The 15,227-nt window shown below is 59.5% G+C and carries 20 protein-coding genes; 17 read left to right on the top strand and 3 right to left on the bottom strand.

Going from position 1 to position 15,227, the window contains the following annotated elements; all coding sequences use genetic code 11:
• Positions 1-2: 2 nt before the first annotated feature.
• The 3 genes from HNQ50_RS18830 to HNQ50_RS18840 are packed head-to-tail and all read right to left on the bottom strand — an operon-like array spanning position 3 to position 3,621.
• Complete coding sequence (locus HNQ50_RS18830; protein WP_184102760.1) at positions 3-1,655, bottom strand: GspE/PulE family protein; 1,653 nt, start codon at positions 1,653-1,655, stop codon at positions 3-5.
• Entirely contained in the window at positions 1,652-1,831 is a 180-nt protein-coding gene (locus HNQ50_RS18835) for a hypothetical protein (protein WP_184102761.1), read from the bottom strand. Before HNQ50_RS18835 ends, HNQ50_RS18830 begins: the two co-directional genes overlap by 4 nt.
• Positions 1,828-3,621: a pilus (MSHA type) biogenesis protein MshL gene (locus HNQ50_RS18840; RefSeq protein ID WP_184102762.1), complete on the bottom strand. Its 1,794-nt coding sequence runs from the start codon at positions 3,619-3,621 to the stop codon at positions 1,828-1,830. The genes HNQ50_RS18835 and HNQ50_RS18840 overlap by 4 nt, the downstream gene beginning before the upstream one ends.
• A gap of 243 nt (positions 3,622-3,864) precedes the next feature.
• Here HNQ50_RS18840 and HNQ50_RS18845 point away from each other — a divergent pair, with 243 nt between their 5' ends.
• The 17 genes from HNQ50_RS18845 to hisB all read left to right on the top strand — a co-directional run bounded on the left by HNQ50_RS18845 (position 3,865) and on the right by hisB (position 15,223).
• Positions 3,865-4,668: an ABC transporter ATP-binding protein gene (locus HNQ50_RS18845; RefSeq protein ID WP_184102763.1), complete on the top strand. Its 804-nt coding sequence runs from the start codon at positions 3,865-3,867 to the stop codon at positions 4,666-4,668.
• Complete coding sequence (mlaE, locus tag HNQ50_RS18850; protein ID WP_184102764.1) at positions 4,661-5,467, top strand: lipid asymmetry maintenance ABC transporter permease subunit MlaE; 807 nt, start codon at positions 4,661-4,663, stop codon at positions 5,465-5,467. Before HNQ50_RS18845 ends, mlaE begins: the two co-directional genes overlap by 8 nt.
• Entirely contained in the window at positions 5,467-5,952 is a 486-nt protein-coding gene (mlaD, locus tag HNQ50_RS18855) for an outer membrane lipid asymmetry maintenance protein MlaD (RefSeq protein ID WP_184102765.1), read from the top strand. The genes mlaE and mlaD overlap by 1 nt, the downstream gene beginning before the upstream one ends.
• Position 5,953: 1 nt before the next feature.
• Positions 5,954-6,574, top strand: a complete 621-nt coding sequence (locus tag HNQ50_RS18860; protein ID WP_184102766.1) for an MlaC/ttg2D family ABC transporter substrate-binding protein — start codon at positions 5,954-5,956, stop codon at positions 6,572-6,574.
• Positions 6,571-6,840, top strand: a complete 270-nt coding sequence (locus HNQ50_RS18865; RefSeq protein WP_184102767.1) for an STAS domain-containing protein — start codon at positions 6,571-6,573, stop codon at positions 6,838-6,840. The genes HNQ50_RS18860 and HNQ50_RS18865 overlap by 4 nt, the downstream gene beginning before the upstream one ends.
• A 141-nt stretch (positions 6,841-6,981) precedes the next feature.
• Positions 6,982-7,872 carry an MlaA family lipoprotein gene (locus HNQ50_RS18870; protein WP_184102768.1) on the top strand — a complete coding sequence of 297 codons (891 nt, stop codon included), beginning with the start codon at positions 6,982-6,984 and terminating at the stop codon, positions 7,870-7,872.
• Entirely contained in the window at positions 7,869-8,774 is a 906-nt protein-coding gene (locus tag HNQ50_RS18875; protein WP_184102769.1) for an ABC transporter ATP-binding protein, read from the top strand. Before HNQ50_RS18870 ends, HNQ50_RS18875 begins: the two co-directional genes overlap by 4 nt.
• Positions 8,775-8,799: 25 nt before the next feature.
• Positions 8,800-9,555, top strand: a complete 756-nt coding sequence (locus tag HNQ50_RS18880) for an ABC transporter permease (RefSeq protein WP_184102770.1) — start codon at positions 8,800-8,802, stop codon at positions 9,553-9,555.
• Positions 9,556-9,570: 15 nt separating this feature from the next.
• Complete coding sequence (locus tag HNQ50_RS18885) at positions 9,571-9,810, top strand: BolA family protein (RefSeq protein WP_184102771.1); 240 nt, start codon at positions 9,571-9,573, stop codon at positions 9,808-9,810.
• Positions 9,807-9,983, top strand: a complete 177-nt coding sequence (locus HNQ50_RS18890) for a hypothetical protein (protein ID WP_184102772.1) — start codon at positions 9,807-9,809, stop codon at positions 9,981-9,983. The genes HNQ50_RS18885 and HNQ50_RS18890 overlap by 4 nt, the downstream gene beginning before the upstream one ends.
• A 75-nt stretch (positions 9,984-10,058) precedes the next feature.
• Complete coding sequence (gene murA / locus HNQ50_RS18895) at positions 10,059-11,309, top strand: UDP-N-acetylglucosamine 1-carboxyvinyltransferase (protein WP_184102773.1); 1,251 nt, start codon at positions 10,059-10,061, stop codon at positions 11,307-11,309.
• Positions 11,309-11,713: a DUF4870 domain-containing protein gene (locus HNQ50_RS18900; protein WP_184102774.1), complete on the top strand. Its 405-nt coding sequence runs from the start codon at positions 11,309-11,311 to the stop codon at positions 11,711-11,713. Before murA ends, HNQ50_RS18900 begins: the two co-directional genes overlap by 1 nt.
• 12 nt (positions 11,714-11,725) lie before the next feature.
• The gene (gene hisG / locus HNQ50_RS18905) at positions 11,726-12,373 is read left to right on the top strand and encodes an ATP phosphoribosyltransferase (protein ID WP_184102775.1); all 648 of its coding nucleotides are present in this window, start codon (positions 11,726-11,728) and stop codon (positions 12,371-12,373) included.
• A 126-nt stretch (positions 12,374-12,499) separates the two neighbouring features.
• The gene (gene hisD, locus HNQ50_RS18910; RefSeq protein ID WP_184102776.1) at positions 12,500-13,801 is read left to right on the top strand and encodes a histidinol dehydrogenase; all 1,302 of its coding nucleotides are present in this window, start codon (positions 12,500-12,502) and stop codon (positions 13,799-13,801) included.
• Between the two features lie 14 nt (positions 13,802-13,815).
• Positions 13,816-14,163 carry a TfoX/Sxy family protein gene (locus HNQ50_RS18915; protein ID WP_184102777.1) on the top strand — a complete coding sequence of 116 codons (348 nt, stop codon included), beginning with the start codon at positions 13,816-13,818 and terminating at the stop codon, positions 14,161-14,163.
• Positions 14,163-14,507: a cupin domain-containing protein gene (locus tag HNQ50_RS18920; RefSeq protein ID WP_184102778.1), complete on the top strand. Its 345-nt coding sequence runs from the start codon at positions 14,163-14,165 to the stop codon at positions 14,505-14,507. Before HNQ50_RS18915 ends, HNQ50_RS18920 begins: the two co-directional genes overlap by 1 nt.
• A gap of 122 nt (positions 14,508-14,629) precedes the next feature.
• Positions 14,630-15,223: an imidazoleglycerol-phosphate dehydratase HisB gene (gene hisB, locus HNQ50_RS18925; RefSeq protein WP_184102779.1), complete on the top strand. Its 594-nt coding sequence runs from the start codon at positions 14,630-14,632 to the stop codon at positions 15,221-15,223.
• The last annotated feature ends 4 nt before the right edge of the window (positions 15,224-15,227 follow it).

Consider the following 15,227-nt stretch of genomic DNA (forward strand, 5'->3'; position numbering starts at 1 on the left):
GGTTAGTCCGCCGCCGTAAAATCAACGACGCGCTGTGCCTCCGCGAGGTCGGTCAGGCCAGCGGCAACGCAAGCGGCCACCTCATCTTGCAAAGAGCGATATCCGGTTTGCCGCGCTTGCGCCAACGCGGCGCGCCGGTGGGCGGGCTGGAGCAGCAAATCCACCCGCTCCGGCGTCAGCAACAATTGCTCCATGATGGCGAGGCGCCCCCGATAGCCCCGCCCGTCACAACGGGGGCAACCCACAGCGGCAAAAACGGTGGGCTGCTCGCCCAGCGCGACGGGGTGCTGGGGCAGTTCCGCCGCCGGAATCGCTTTGCGGCAATGCACGCAGAGTTTGCGGACCAGACGCTGGGCAATCACGCCCAGCAGGTTATCCGCCATGAGCGCCGCGCTGATGCCCAGATCCAGCAAGCGTGGCAGTGCGCCAGCAGCAGAGTTGGCGTGCAGCGTCGCCAGCACCAGGTGCCCGGTCATGGCGGCACGTATCGCCGCCTGGGCGGTGGGGGTATCGCGGATTTCACCGATGAGGATGATATCCGGGTCTTGCCGCAACAAAGCCCGCACACCGTCGGCAAAATCCGCCAGCCCACTGTCCCCCGCCGCGCTTTGCCGCACGCCGGCGAGCTTGTACTCCACCGGGTCTTCCAGCGTCATGATGTTGACCATGCTGCTGTTGAGATGCGCCAGGATTGAATACAAGGTGGAGGTCTTGCCGGAGCCAGTCGGGCCGGTGAGCAAGATCAAGCCGGCCGGGCGGCGAATCAACGCTTGCAGCGCAGCAAGCGCCTGTTCACTCAAACCCAGTTCGTGCAATTGCAGCAGCGCGCGGTTGCGCTCCAGCAGGCGCAAAACCAGGTTTTCTCCATGAACTACCGGCAAGCTGGCCGCGCGGATATCCACACCAGAAGCCAGGCTGAACCGGCCATCCTGCGCCCGGCGCGTTTCCGTGATATCCATCCCGGCCAGGCCTTTGAGCCTGACCAGCATCGGGCTCCAGAACCGGCTATGCAAGATACGCACCGGAACCATCACCCCATCAACACGGTAGCGAATCCGCACAAAGGCGGCTTCTGGCTCGAAATGGACATCGGATGCCCGCTGGTGGAGGGCGTGATCCAGCAATTGCTGGACAAGTTGCGCCACCGGGTTCGCCGCACCCTGGGTGTCGCCGGCGTCCAGCGCGGCCAGTAGCGGGTCGATCTGCAATTGGCGTGGGTAACAGGCATCTTGCCAGGACTGGAGTGTGGATTGCGCTACATAACACACGCGCAACGCCCGCACGCCTGCCAGTTGCCAGCGCAGGCGGTCCAGTGCGGTTAGTGGTTTTGGCGTGGACAGCGCCAGCAACAGCACGCCGACGTGCGCTTGCCACGCCACTGGGCAAACCTGCCACTCCCGCGCCATGTTTTCTGGCATGAGCGCGACCGCAGCCGGGTCAGGTTCGAGGCGAGACGGTGCAGCTTCAGTTTCGCCCGCAAAGTCAGCCATGGCATGGGCCAGGCGCGTTTCATCCACCAGACCCAGCGCGAGTAGTTGCGGGCCCAGCGCCAGGCCGGAATGCAGCTGTTCTGCCTGCGCCACGGCAAGGACGTCTGCATCAATCAGGCCGCAATCCAGCAACAGGGTGGCCAGGGTGTGTTGTTGCGGGTTCACTGGCCGCCCTCCCGTTTTGCCGGGGTGGCCGCCAGATGGCTTTGCAACCATGCTTCGTCATCACCAGCCTGGCTGGATGCAGCGGCTGGCTGAGCTGCGGGCGGAACTGGCCAGAGTAATATGGCAGCCACCGCCAGCAGGAATAATCCAGCACTCAATACAATCTGGTGCTTCATGGCGCAGACACCTGACCACTGTGCCATGCGGATAAATCCTGCCCGACGCTGGCATCAAAGAAATGTGCATCCGGCACTTGCACACCGGCCCCCGTCAGGATGTCCGGGCTATTGTCGAGCACCCGTGGCCGCAGAAAAATCACCAGCTCCACCCGCCGGGCAGTGTCGTCACGGTAACTGAACAGATCGCCCACCCCCGGCAGCCGCGACAGGCCGGGAACCCCCGTGCGATTGTCGCTGCGCACGTCCTGGATCAGGCCGCCCAGGATGGCCAGTTGGCCGGACGGTACGTGCAAGGTGGCATCGAACTCCCGCACTTGCAGCACGGGCACCTGGCTGACCACCGGTTTGTCGGCATCGCGGGACAACAGCGCAACCGCCGGGTCATCTACCCAGCCACGGATGTTGGTAATCGTGGGCCGCACATTGAGCGAGATTTCGCCCGAACCGGAAATCTGGGTGAGCACCTGCATCACCAGTCCCACCGGTACGGTATGCAACTGGCTTTGATAACGCCGTTGGGTCACCACCCCGTCACCGTTTTGTTCTTCAATTTGTTCCAGCGTGAAATACACCTGCTCGTCCACGACCTTCATCACGGCCGGCTGGTTGTTGAGGGCCACAATCTTGGGGCTGGACAGCACACGCGTGCGGCCAAATTGTTCCAGCAGTTTGACGGTGAGGTTAAAGCTCTGGCTGCTGTAGCCCAAGAGCGCCAATGGCGCATCGACAAGGTTGCTCGCGGTGACTTGCTGTGCCAACCGCCAGCCCCGATCCGTTGCCGCCAACCAGCCCCAATCAATACCGGCCTGGTAATGGTCGGATAACAAAACTTCGACAATGGTGGCTTCGATCAGCACCTGGCGGCCGGCACTGGATTTCAGCGCGGTCAGATAGTCCGCCACTTGTCGCTGCTCTGCCGCGCTGGCAAAAACCGAAATCACGCCGGTTTCCGGGTGGATCAGCACTTGATTGCCGGGCTCCGGGGCGGGGGCCGGGTTGCTGGATACCGCAGGCCCCCCTGCCCGCCCGGCATCAGCAAGGTTTTTCTCAATGCGGGAGAGTCGCTCTGCGGCCTCCAGCCCGCTATTACCCCGGCTCACTGCCGCATCTGCCGCCGCGGCGGCGAGCATGCCTGGCGTAAGCGTCTGTGGGCGGGACACCCCCGGAGAGACGGCGTGCACCATGGCCCGCAACTGGGTTTCCAGGCGCTCCCAGAACGTGTTGTCAGCGCTGGTCAGAACATCAGTGGTAGAGCTGTTGGCGTTGCGTTCTGCCGTGCCAGTGACGCCTCCCGTAGGCCCCACCGAGGTCGCCAGGCTGACCGAAGACTTCACCCTTCGGGACAGATTGAAATAGTCCACCTGATAGGTGCGCCAGACGGGCTGATCGGGCATAACGGTTAATACGCCATCCGTCATGAACCAGTACAAAGGTACTTGGCGCGAGATGCGCTCAAGGATTTGCGGCAGGGTCTGGTCGTGCGCGTTCAGCGAGACTTCGCCAGTCAGTTGCGGGGAAACATCGACATTGACTTTGGCGTCACGCGCTAGTGTAAACAGCAACGATGCGACGGGCAGTTTGTAGGCCACCACGGAATACAGCGGGGGCTTCGGGGCGAGGGGTCTGGGTGCGCTTACCACCGCCGGGCTGGGCGGTGCAACAGCGATCGGCGGTAGCGAGCCATTCAAATGGCCCACAGGCAGCGATACCTGTCCCACTTCGCTGGCACAACCGACCGCGAACAGACTGAGGACGAGCAGGAATGTGAATTTTGCCGTTTTGCGCATCAAAAGCCCTGGATATAGGACGAGTGCTTAGTCAATGATGAGCAAACGCTACGCTTTGTCAGATCGGCAAAGCTTGATGTTGGTTAATGCCAGGAATTTACATAATTCTGACTGTCCATTACCTGTCGCCAATTGAATGAATAGTATGCAAGATACGTCATGACATATTCATAGGACTGGCGGCAAAGCCGCTTTCCACCTAAAATAGGCAGCCCTTGTACTCATCAGTCTAACCAGGCTCGCATGACATCCCCGCTTGTTCAGCTCGACCGGGTCCGCTTTGGCTATTCCGACCGCGACATTCTCACCGATGTATCGCTGACGGTCGCGCGCGGCCAGGTGGTGGCGATCATGGGCGGGTCGGGCTCCGGCAAGACCACGCTGCTGCGGCTGATTGGCGGCCAGGTAAAAGCCCAGTCTGGTTCGGTCATGGTCGATGGCGAAGACGTCGGCATGCTGTCAGAGGGCCCCATGTACAACATGCGGCGCAAACTGGGCATGCTGTTCCAGTTTGGCGCTTTGTTCACCGACCTCTCGGTGTACGACAACGTTGCCTTTCCGCTGCGGGAACGCACCAATCTGCCAGAAACCGTGATTCGCGATCTGGTTTTGATGAAGCTGCAAGCGGTTGGTTTACGTGGCGCGCATACGCTGATGCCGTTTGAACTGTCTGGCGGCATGGCGCGCCGGGTCGCGCTGGCCCGGGCGATTGCGCTGGACCCCATGCTGATGATGTATGACGAGCCCTTTACCGGGCTGGACCCGATTTCCCTGTCCACGATTGGCCAATTGGTGCGGGAGCTTAACGACGCACTGGGCGCCGCCTCGATCATCGTCACCCACGATGTAACCGAATCGCTGGCCATGGTGGACTACGTGTATTTCCTCTCTGGCGGCCGCGTGGTGGGCCAGGGGACGCCTGATGAGATTCGCGCTTCGAGCGAGCCTTTCATCAAGCAGTTTATTAATGGTGAACGTGACGGACCGCTGCCGTTCCACAAACCCGCGCCTGACTATGCGCTTGATCTGGGGTTGGCGCATGACTGATCGCTCTGGCAATCCTTTTGTCCGTTTCTTTTCAGCAATTGGCCGGCCATTTACCAATGCATTTATCAAGATTGGTTTTGCCGGGCGCTTTTTGTTATCGGTATTACGGCATTCACCGACGGCGTTGGTCCGTTTCAGGCTCACCATGCGTGAAATCTGGTTTGCCGGTGTGCTGTCGGTGTTGATTATTGTGGTGTCGGGCCTGTTTATCGGCATGGTGCTGGCCTTGCAGGGCTATGACACGCTCAGCCGGTTTGGTGCCTCGTCCGCCCTGGGTGTGCTGGTTGCGCTCTCGCTGGTGCGCGAATTGGGGCCGGTAGTGGGCGCGCTGCTGTTTGCCAGCCGGGCCGGGTCTGCCATCACCGCAGAAATTGGCCTGATGAAAGCGACCGAGCAGTTGTCTGCCATGGAAATGATGGCGGTCAATCCGATCGCCCGCGTGGTTGCCCCCAGGTTCTGGGGCGGGATTATCTCCATGCCACTACTGGCCGCCATGTTCAGCGCCATGGGCATTATTGGTGGTTATCTGGTCGGGGTGGTGCTGCTGGGGCTTGATTCGGGCACGTTCTGGTCGCAAATGCAAAGCTCGGTTGATCTGCGTTTCGACGTGATGAATGGCGTGATCAAGAGCATTGTGTTTGGTATTGCGGTATCACTGATTGCCGTGTTTGAAGGGTATGACGCGGCACCGACCGCCGAAGGTGTATCGGGCGCGACGACCCGCACCGTTGTGATTTCAGCTTTGGTTATTTTAGGTCTGGATGTGATCCTGACCGCATTCATGTTCCGGGGAATCTGATGAAACGAGGCATGCTCGACTTCTGGGTCGGATTATTTATTGCCGCTGGCGTGGTTGCCATTTTGTTCCTGGCTTTGCGCGTAAGCAGCCAGAGTGCCTTGCCAGCCCGCTCGACCTATAACGTGACGGCCAATTTCGACAATATTGGTGGCCTGAAAGTACGGGCGCCGGTGAAAAGTGCCGGGGTGGTCGTGGGGCGGGTCACAAACATTGAGCTCGATACCTCCCGTTACGTGGCCAAGGTGACCATGTCGCTGGATAATCACTATCATTTCAGTCGTGATTCATCCGCTGAGATTTTGACGTCCGGCCTCTTGGGTGAACAGTACATCGGAATCACCCCGGGTGCTGACGACAAAATGCTGACCGCAGGCAGTACGTTCAAACTGACGTCTTCGGCCATCGTGCTTGAACAATTGATCAGTCGCTTCCTGTTCTCCAAAGCGGAAGACAGTGGCGATAAAACAAATGCAGGAAACCAATAAAATGACCGTGCTGAAAAAATGGCTGGTGGCCTTGTGTGCCGCCGCGTTGCTCCCCGCTGCCTTTGCTGCGGCAACCGACACCCCTGAGCAGATCGTGCGCAATGTAAGCCGTGATGTGCTCGAGATCGTCAAAAAAGGCGACAAGGATCAGGCCGCAGTGCGCAGCCAGGTCGATACCAAACTGGTGCCGCTGGCCGACTTCAACCGCATGACCGCGCTGGCCGTGGGTCGTTACTGGAAAAGCGCCACCCCTGACCAGCAAGCTGCCCTGACCAAAGAATTCCGGACTATGCTGGTCCGCACTTACCTCTCTGCCCTGACTATTTACAAGAACGTCACGGTGGATGTGAAGGGCACGCGTGCGGGGGATAGCGCGGACGAGCAAACCGTGCAGACCGAAGTCACCCCCCCGGGGCAAAAGCCGATTGGCCTGGATTTCAACTTTGAAAAAGCGGACAACGGCTGGAAGGTGTACGACATCTCGGTTGACGGCATCAGCTTTATCAATAGCCATCGCAACCAGTTTGGCACCGTGATCCGCAAGGATGGCATTGACGGGCTGATTCAACAGTTGTCCGCCCAGAACGCCAACGCGGCCAAGAGCGGCACTACTGCCAAATGAGCGACTACACCGTCACTGGTAACCTCACCATGCTGACCGCCAGCAAACAACTGGCGGCCTTTGTGTGGCCCGAAGGGGCGAGCGAACTGACGCTCAATCTGGGGCAACTGGGTGAAGTTGACTCGGCGGCGGTGTCGGTCTTGCTCCACTGGCAACGGATTGCCCGGACCCGCAAGGCCCGGCTTGAGATCAAGGACATGCCCATCGCTCTGGCCGAACTGATACGACTTTATGGTGTGCAGTCCTTGTTACCGGCCGGTGTCTGACCGGCTTGGGCACAACCCCGCCAGCGTGCGGGGTTTTTGCTTTTACCGTAGACAGATTCCTTTGTAACTCAGGCTGATACGTTGCAAGAAACCACTTACAATACAGCCCTGCCCCCTGAATACATGACCCGATACCCGATCATGCGAAGAATTGTGCCCATAGCAGCATTGCTGCTGACCGCCTGTGCCAGCCCCAAGAACAACTACGATCCGCTGGAACCCGTAAACCGCGGCATTTTCGTCGTCAACAACGTGGTCGACCGCGCCGTGGTCAAACCCGTTGCCACCGTCTATGCCGATTACGCGCCGGGCCCGGTCAAACAGGGCACCAGCAATTTCTTCGGCAACATCGACGACCTCTTCTCGGCCATCGGCTCTGTGCTGGAAGGCCGCTTCAAGGATGCTGGCACCAGCGTGGGCCGTGTCGCGGTCAACACGACGATTGGTCTATTCGGTATTTTTGACTGGGCCAGCGATATGAACCTGCCCAAGCCGGATCAGGATCTGGGTCTCGCGCTGGGGCATTGGGGCATCGGCTCCGGCCCTTACCTGATGCTGCCCTTTCTTGGCCCAACCACCCTGCGTGATTCGGTAGACCCTGGTGTGCGCTGGTTCTACGGACCGGGCAGCTACCTGAATACTACGGGCGAAAAGATCGCCTGGGGTGCCGTAGAAGGCATCAACCTGCGCGCACAAGTCTTGCCGCTGGATGCCATGATCGAATCCCAGCCTGACCCATACGCCTATATCCGCGATGCTTATCTGCAACGCCGCTGGTACAAGGTGTATGACGGTCAGCCGCCGCATCCGCTGCAACTGGGGGATACCGGCGAGGACGACGGTGATGATGATGCCGATCTTCCACCCGCCAAGCCCGCCAGCCATGCCAGCGAACCTGCCGCCGCCGCAAAACCGGTGATTGACGCCTCGACTGTCGCCAGCGCTGTCCCGGCTGCTGAGGCGGCATCGGCAGCAGCAGACACAACAACAGTGGCGGCAGCAGCTTCCGCTCCGGCAAAGGCAGAGCAGTGAGCGCTATCCAGTTTCAGAACGTCGTCAAACATTACGGCGACTTCCAGGCGCTGAACGATGTCAGCTTCAGCGTCGAAGAAGGCGACTTCTTCGCCCTGCTCGGCCCCAACGGGGCGGGCAAGACCACGCTGATTTCCATCCTTGGCGGCCTGGCGCGCGCTACCAGCGGCCAGATTTCCATTCTGGGTCGCGACGTGGTCAGCGACTACCGCAATGCCCGCCGCGCCGTCGGCATCGTGCCGCAAGAACTGGTGTTCGATCCCTTCTTCACGGTACGTGAAACGCTGCGTTTTCAGTCTGGTTACTTTGGCCTCAAGCAAAATGACGCCTGGATTGATGAAATCCTGGAAAACCTGGGACTGACCAGCAAGGCCAATTCCAATATGCGCGCACTGTCCGGCGGCATGAAGCGCCGGGTGATGGTGGCGCAGGCGCTGGTGCATCGCCCCCCCGTCATCGTGCTGGATGAGCCTACCGCTGGTGTAGACGTAGAACTGCGCCAGACGCTGTGGGCCTTTGTGCGCAGGTTGAATGAGCAAGGTCACACCATTGTGCTGACCACGCACTATCTGGAAGAAGCCGAGGAATTGTGTAACCGCATCGCCATGCTCAAACAGGGCCGGCTGCTGGCGCTGGAAGACAAGGCCAAGCTGTTGAATCGCGGCAAAACCCGTACATTGCGGGTGCGCCTGGCGCAAGGCAATCTGCCGCTCAGCCTGGCCGAACAAGTGGTGAGCGAGAAAGAGGGTCTGTACGAATTACGGCTGCAAGACGTCGCCGGCCTGGAAGAAATTCTGGAGCAGATCCGCATGCACGGGGCGACGCTGCGTGATGTCGAAATTGCCAAGCCGGATCTGGAAGATATCTTCGTCGAAATGATGCAGGGGCGCAGCGCGGTCTGATCCCGCAGCGTCCCGATAGGAACACATGCAAGGCTTTTCCACGCTTTTTTACAAAGAACTGCTGCGTTTCTGGAAGGTTGCCTTCCAGACCGTGCTGGCGCCCATACTGACGGCGCTGCTGTATCTATTGATCTTTGCACACGTGCTGGATGCGCACGTTGAACCCTATCCGGGCGTGCGTTATACGGCCTTCCTGATTCCGGGTCTGGCCATGATGTCGATGCTGCAGAACGCGTTCTCCAATACGAGTTCCAGCATCATCCAGTCCAAGATCACCGGCAACCTGGTCTTCATTTTGCTGCCACCACTGTCGCACTTTGAATTCTTTGCCGCATACGTGCTGGCGGCCGTGCTGCGCGGCGTGGTGGTGGGTTCTGGCGTGCTGCTGGCCACACTGGTGTTTGCCGTTCCGCCACTGCAACACCCATTGTGGGTCATTGTGTTTGCACTGTTGGGCTCTGCCATCATGGCCATTCTGGGCCTGATCGCCGGCATCTGGGCCGACAAGTTTGACCAACTGGCCGCATTCCAGAACTTCCTGATCATGCCGCTGACCTTTTTGTCGGGCGTGTTTTACTCCATTCACAGCCTGCCGCCGTTCTGGCAGGGTGTTTCCAACTGGAACCCGGTGTTCTATGTGATCGACGGATTCCGTTACGGTTTCTTCGGTCAGGCCGACGTCTCGCCATGGCTAAGCCTTGCCGTTGCGGGTGGTACTTTGCTGGTACTCGCCACACTGGGCTGGCACCTGATAAAATCCGGTTATAAATTAAGGCACTAGAAAGTAAAGATTGTCATGACTCCAGAGCAAGTACAGACCCTCCTGATCACCCGACTTGATGCCACCGTGGCAGAAGTGCGTGGTGATGGTCACCATTTCTACGCCCGCGTGGTCTCTCCCCGGTTTGAGGGGTTGGCCCTGCTGGCGCGACATCGTCTGGTCAAAGACGCCCTCAAAGACGTGATCGACTCTGGCGAACTGCACGCGCTGTCGCTGGAAAAAACCTCCACGCCGGCCGAATGGGCCGCGCTGTGAGCAGCGACAACCGCTTTAATCTGGATGGCATCGGCGCTCACAAGGCGAAGATTGACCACGCCAACCAGACGCAGCGCACCACGCGTGATCACAGCACACAAAAACTGATCGCCCTCACCAACCTGCCCTGGCTGATTGCGCTGGTGGCCTGGTTGCTGTGGAAATTCCTCTGATCGACACACGAATACACCGGCATAACGCGGCCGCTGGCCGCACGTCACACTCCCGCGAGGGGCGGGTAAAAGAATATGGAAAAACTTAAGATCACCGGCGGTCATCCGCTGGCGGGTGAAATCACCATCTCGGGCGCCAAGAACGCCGCACTGCCGATTCTGTGTGCCGGTCTGCTGACCGCAGACACGCTGCGTCTGACTAATGTGCCGCAACTGCGTGATGTGAAGACCACGCAAAAACTGCTGCAAGGCATGGGCGTGCGCGTGATGACCGATAACGTGCATGAGTACGAACTCACCGCCAATGCGGTCTCTAACCTGTGCGCACCGTACGACCTGGTGAAAACCATGCGTGCCTCGATTCTGGTACTGGGCCCGACACTGGCCCGTTTTGGCGAAGCGCAGGTTTCGCTGCCTGGCGGTTGCGCCATTGGCGCGCGTCCGGTGGATCAGCACATCAAGGGCTTGCAAGCCATGGGGGCCGAGATCGTCATTGAACACGGTTACGTCAAGGCCAAGGGCAAGCTCAAGGGCGCCCGCATTGTCACCGACATGGTCACTGTGACCGGTACTGAAAACCTGTTGATGGCGGCCACGCTGGCCGAAGGCATCACCACGATCGAAAACGCCGCGCGTGAGCCGGAAGTGGTCGATCTGGCCGAGTGCCTGATTGCCATGGGCGCCAAAATCAGCGGCCACGGCACCGACACCATTACCATCGAAGGCGTGAAGTCGCTGCACGGCGCCACCCACTCGGTCGTGCCCGACCGCATCGAAACCGGGACATTCCTGTGCGCCGCCGCCGCTGCACAAGGCCGCGTGGTACTGCGCAACACCCGCGCCAATATCCTGGAAGCCGTGCTGGACAAGCTGCGTGAAGCCGGCGCGTATATCGAAGCCGGTGATAACTGGATTGCGCTGGACATGAAACAGCGCCCCAAGGCCGTCAATGTGCGCACACTGCCCTACCCGGCGTTCCCGACCGACATGCAAGCCCAGTTCATGATGCTCAACACCATTGCCGAAGGCACGGCAGTGATGACCGAGACCATTTTTGAAAACCGCTTCATGCACGCGCCAGAACTGGCCCGCATGGGCGCGGATATCAGCACCGAAGGCAATACGGCCGTGGTACGCGGCGTACAAAAGCTCTCCGGCGCAACCGTCATGGCTACCGACCTGCGTGCTTCGGCCTCGCTGGTGATTGCGGGCCTGATTGCGGAAGGCGAAACCATCGTCGACCGTATTTATCACCTGGATCGCGGCTACGAGCATATCGAAGCCAAGCTAGGCGGCATTGGCGCCAGTATTGAGCGGATTGCCTGATGCTGACGCTCAACCCCAAACCGGCCAGTGACGATAGCGACGGCAAACTACAGCCCCCCAGTGGCGTAGAAAAAACCATCGCCATGCTGACCCATCTGGCCGGCATTTTCTGGATTCCGTACCTGCCCATGCAGGTACTGGCGCTGATCATTCCGTTTCTGGTGTTGCAATTTGCCCGCGTACACTCAGACTACGTGGAGCAGCATGCCATTCAGGCGACCAATTTCCAGTTATTGATGGGGTGTCTCTACGCACTTGCCATGATCATGATGACGGTACTGCACAGTACCTTCCCGATCTGGTGGGTGGCCATTGGCTCCGCCATGTTCAGCCTGTGGGAAGGCGCCAAAGCCATTAATGGCTGGCGCTCCCGCTATCCGCTGACCCTGAAACTTTTCAAGTAAGTACGACTACATATGATTACGATTGCGCTATCCAAAGGTCGCATTTTCGAAGAAACCGTGCCGCTGCTGGCTGCCGCCGGCATCGTGCCCGCCGAAGCGCCGGAAAGCTCGCGCAAACTGATCATTGGCACCAATCATGAAGACGTCCGCCTGATCATTGTGCGCGCCACCGACGTGCCCACCTACGTGCAATATGGCGCGGCCGATCTGGGCGTGGCTGGTAAAGATGTGCTGCTGGAGCATGGCGGCGCGGGCCTGTATGTGCCGCTGGATCTGGAAATTGCCAAGTGCAAGCTGATGGTCGCCGTGCAAAATGGCTTCGATTACGAAGGTGCCGTCAAGCAAGGCGCACGCCTGCGTGTGGCCACCAAATACACCGAATGCGCGCGCGAGCACTTTGCCGGCAAGGGCGTGCACGTAGACCTGATCAAGTTGTACGGCTCCATGGAACTGGCCCCGCTGGTGGGCCTGGCCGATGCCATCGTGGACCTTGTGTCTACGGGCGGCACGCTCAAGGCCAATAACCTCGTGGCGGTGGAAGATGTGCGCGACATCAGTTCGCGCCTGATCGTCAATCAGGCCGCCCTCAAGCTCAAGCAAGACCGCCTGCAGCCGATCATCGACACCTTTGCGGCAACCGTCGCCGCCCGTCGCAACTGACGGGACAAAGGCGGATGTGCAGTACGCCATCCGCCTTTTTTGTCAGTATTGCTGCCCTGCCCTTGTAAAACGGGCAACGCACAGCAGTTATAATTGTTCTCTCCATCGCCACACCGGACACCTGCCATGATTCGCCGCCTTGATTCCCGCGATGCCCAGTTCCAGCAAGAACTCTCGGCCCTGCTCGCTTTCGAGTCCTCTCAAGACCCGGAAGTCGATGCCCGCGTGGCCGCGATTCTGGACGATGTAAAACAGCGTGGTGATGCCGCAGTTATCGAATACACCCAGCGCTTCGATAGCCTGTCTGCCGCGACCATGGCCGAGCTGGAGCTGTCGCAAGCTGAACTCAAAGCAGCGTTCGAGCGCCTGCCTCAGGTCCAGAAAGACGCGCTGCAAGCCGCCGCCGCCCGCGTGCGCCGCTATCACGAACATCAAAAAGCCGCCTCCTGGCAGTACACCGATGAAGACGGCACCATGCTGGGCCAGCAGGTCACCGCACTGGACCGGGTCGGTATCTACGTGCCGGGCGGCAAGGCCTCTTACCCGTCTTCCGTACTGATGAACGCCATTCCGGCACATGTCGCTGGCGTCGCCGAGATCATCATGGTGGTCCCGACACCGCGCGGCGAACGCAATGATCTGGTGCTGGCCGCAGCGTATATCGCCGGTGTCAGCCGCGCCTTTACCATTGGGGGCGCGCAAGCGGTGGGCGCCCTGGCTTATGGCACGCAAACCATCCCGCAAGTCGACAAGATTACCGGGCCGGGCAACGCTTACGTAGCAGCGGCCAAACGGCGCGTGTTCGGGATTGTCGGCATCGATATGGTGGCCGGCCCATCAGAAATCCTGGTGATCTGTGATGGCACCACCGATCCGGACTGGATCGCCATGGACCTGTTCAGCCAGGCCGAACATGACGAAATCGCCCAGGCCATCTTGCTGTGCCCGGATGCCGCTTTCATCGAGAAAGTGGCCGCCAGCATCGACCGCCAGTTACCCGGCATGCCCCGCGCTGACATCATCCGCGCCTCGCTCACTGGCCGGGGTGCGTTGATTCAGGTAAAGGACCTGGCCGAAGCCTGTCAGATTGCCAACTGGATTGCACCGGAACACCTGGAGTTATCCGTCGCGGAGCCGCAAGTATGGCTGCCGGAGCTCAAACACGCCGGGGCGATTTTCCTCGGCAAGTTCACCTCTGAATCTTTGGGCGACTACTGCGCTGGTCCCAACCACGTCTTGCCGACTGCCCGCACCGCGCGCTTTGCCAGCCCGCTGGGCGTGTATGACTTCCAGAAGCGCTCCAGCCTGATTCAGGTCTCCGCGGCGGGTGCGCAAAAGCTGGGCCGTATTGCCAGTACGCTGGCGCATGGCGAAGGCTTGCAAGCGCACGCCAAAGCGGCGGAATACCGCCTCGACGAGCAACCATAAACAGGTCACCCGGCATGCCGGCGAGAAGTGAATACCTGGACTGGCTGCTGGAACAACTGGCGCCACTGGGCAGTTTGCGACCCAAATCGATGTTTGGCGGCTTTGGCCTGTATTGCGATGGGATGTTCTTTGCCATCGTTTCTGACGATGTGTTTTACGTCAAAGTGGATGACATCAACCGGCCCCGTTTTGCGAAGGCTGGTTTGCAGCCGTTTCGCTATGACGTCAAAGATGGCAAGAAACATCTGTCTTACTACCCATTGCCTGAGTCCGCGCTGGAAGACTCTGAAGCGTTGCAAGACTGGGCGCGTGAAGGCCTTGGCGCAGCACTGCGGGCAGCAGCCAAAACCAAAAAACACTGATGACCGGGAAAATTTCGACCACAAATGCGCCGCACTACCACTGGGGCGCCGGAGAAGATGGCTGGCATCTGGTGCGCACGCCCGAACTTTCGGTCATCCAGGAACGGATCGGCCCGGGTGGCACGGAAGCGCGTCACTACCATGAACACGCCAGCCAGTTCTTTTATGTGCTCTCTGGCCAGCTTGAAATTGAACTGGCCGGTGCAATCCATACTTTGCAGGCACAGGAAGGCCTGGTGATCCCGCCGGGTGTTACGCATCAGGTGCGTAATGTGTCGCAAACCGACGCACATTTTCTGGTGACATCGTCACCACCCAGTCATGGGGACCGAATCCTGGCCTGATGGCGGGGTTTTACTACGTATTTACAGGGTCCTGGGCGGCTTTTGCTTCACCTGGTGGGCAAAGTCGTGGACAATTACCCAAATTGTGCCCAATTGGGCTATTGCTGATTACGAGAATACGCATGCGCGAAGTACAGGTCAGCCGTAACACGCTGGAAACCCAGATCACCGTAACCATCAATCTGGATGGTACTGGCAAGTCCCGTTTTGATACCGGCGTGCCGTTCCTGGAACACATGATGGACCAGATCGCCCGTCACGGGCTGATTGATCTGGACGTCGTCGCCAAGGGTGATTTGCATATCGACGCTCACCACACGGTGGAAGACGTTGGCATCACCCTGGGTCAGGCGCTGGCCAAGGCCTTGGGCGACAAGAAAGGCATTCGCCGTTATGGCCACGCCTATGTCCCGCTGGATGAAGCGCTCTCCCGCGTGGTGATTGATCTCTCTGGCCGGCCCGGTCTGGAGTACGGTGTGGAGTTCACCCGTGCTGCGATTGGTGGTTTTGATGTCGATCTGTTTGGCGAGTTTTTCCGCGGTTTCGTCAATCACGCGGCGGTCACGCTGCATATCGACAACCTGAAGGGCAAAAACGCCCACCATCAGGCAGAGACCATCTTCAAGGCATTCGGCCGTGCATTGCGCATGGCAATCGAATACGATGAACGCATGGCTGGCGTGACGCCCTCGACCAAAGGCACGCTGGTCGGTTAACAGA

The sequence above is a fragment of the Silvimonas terrae genome (assembly GCF_014202765.1).
GTDB classification, from domain to species: domain Bacteria; phylum Pseudomonadota; class Gammaproteobacteria; order Burkholderiales; family Chitinibacteraceae; genus Silvimonas; species Silvimonas terrae.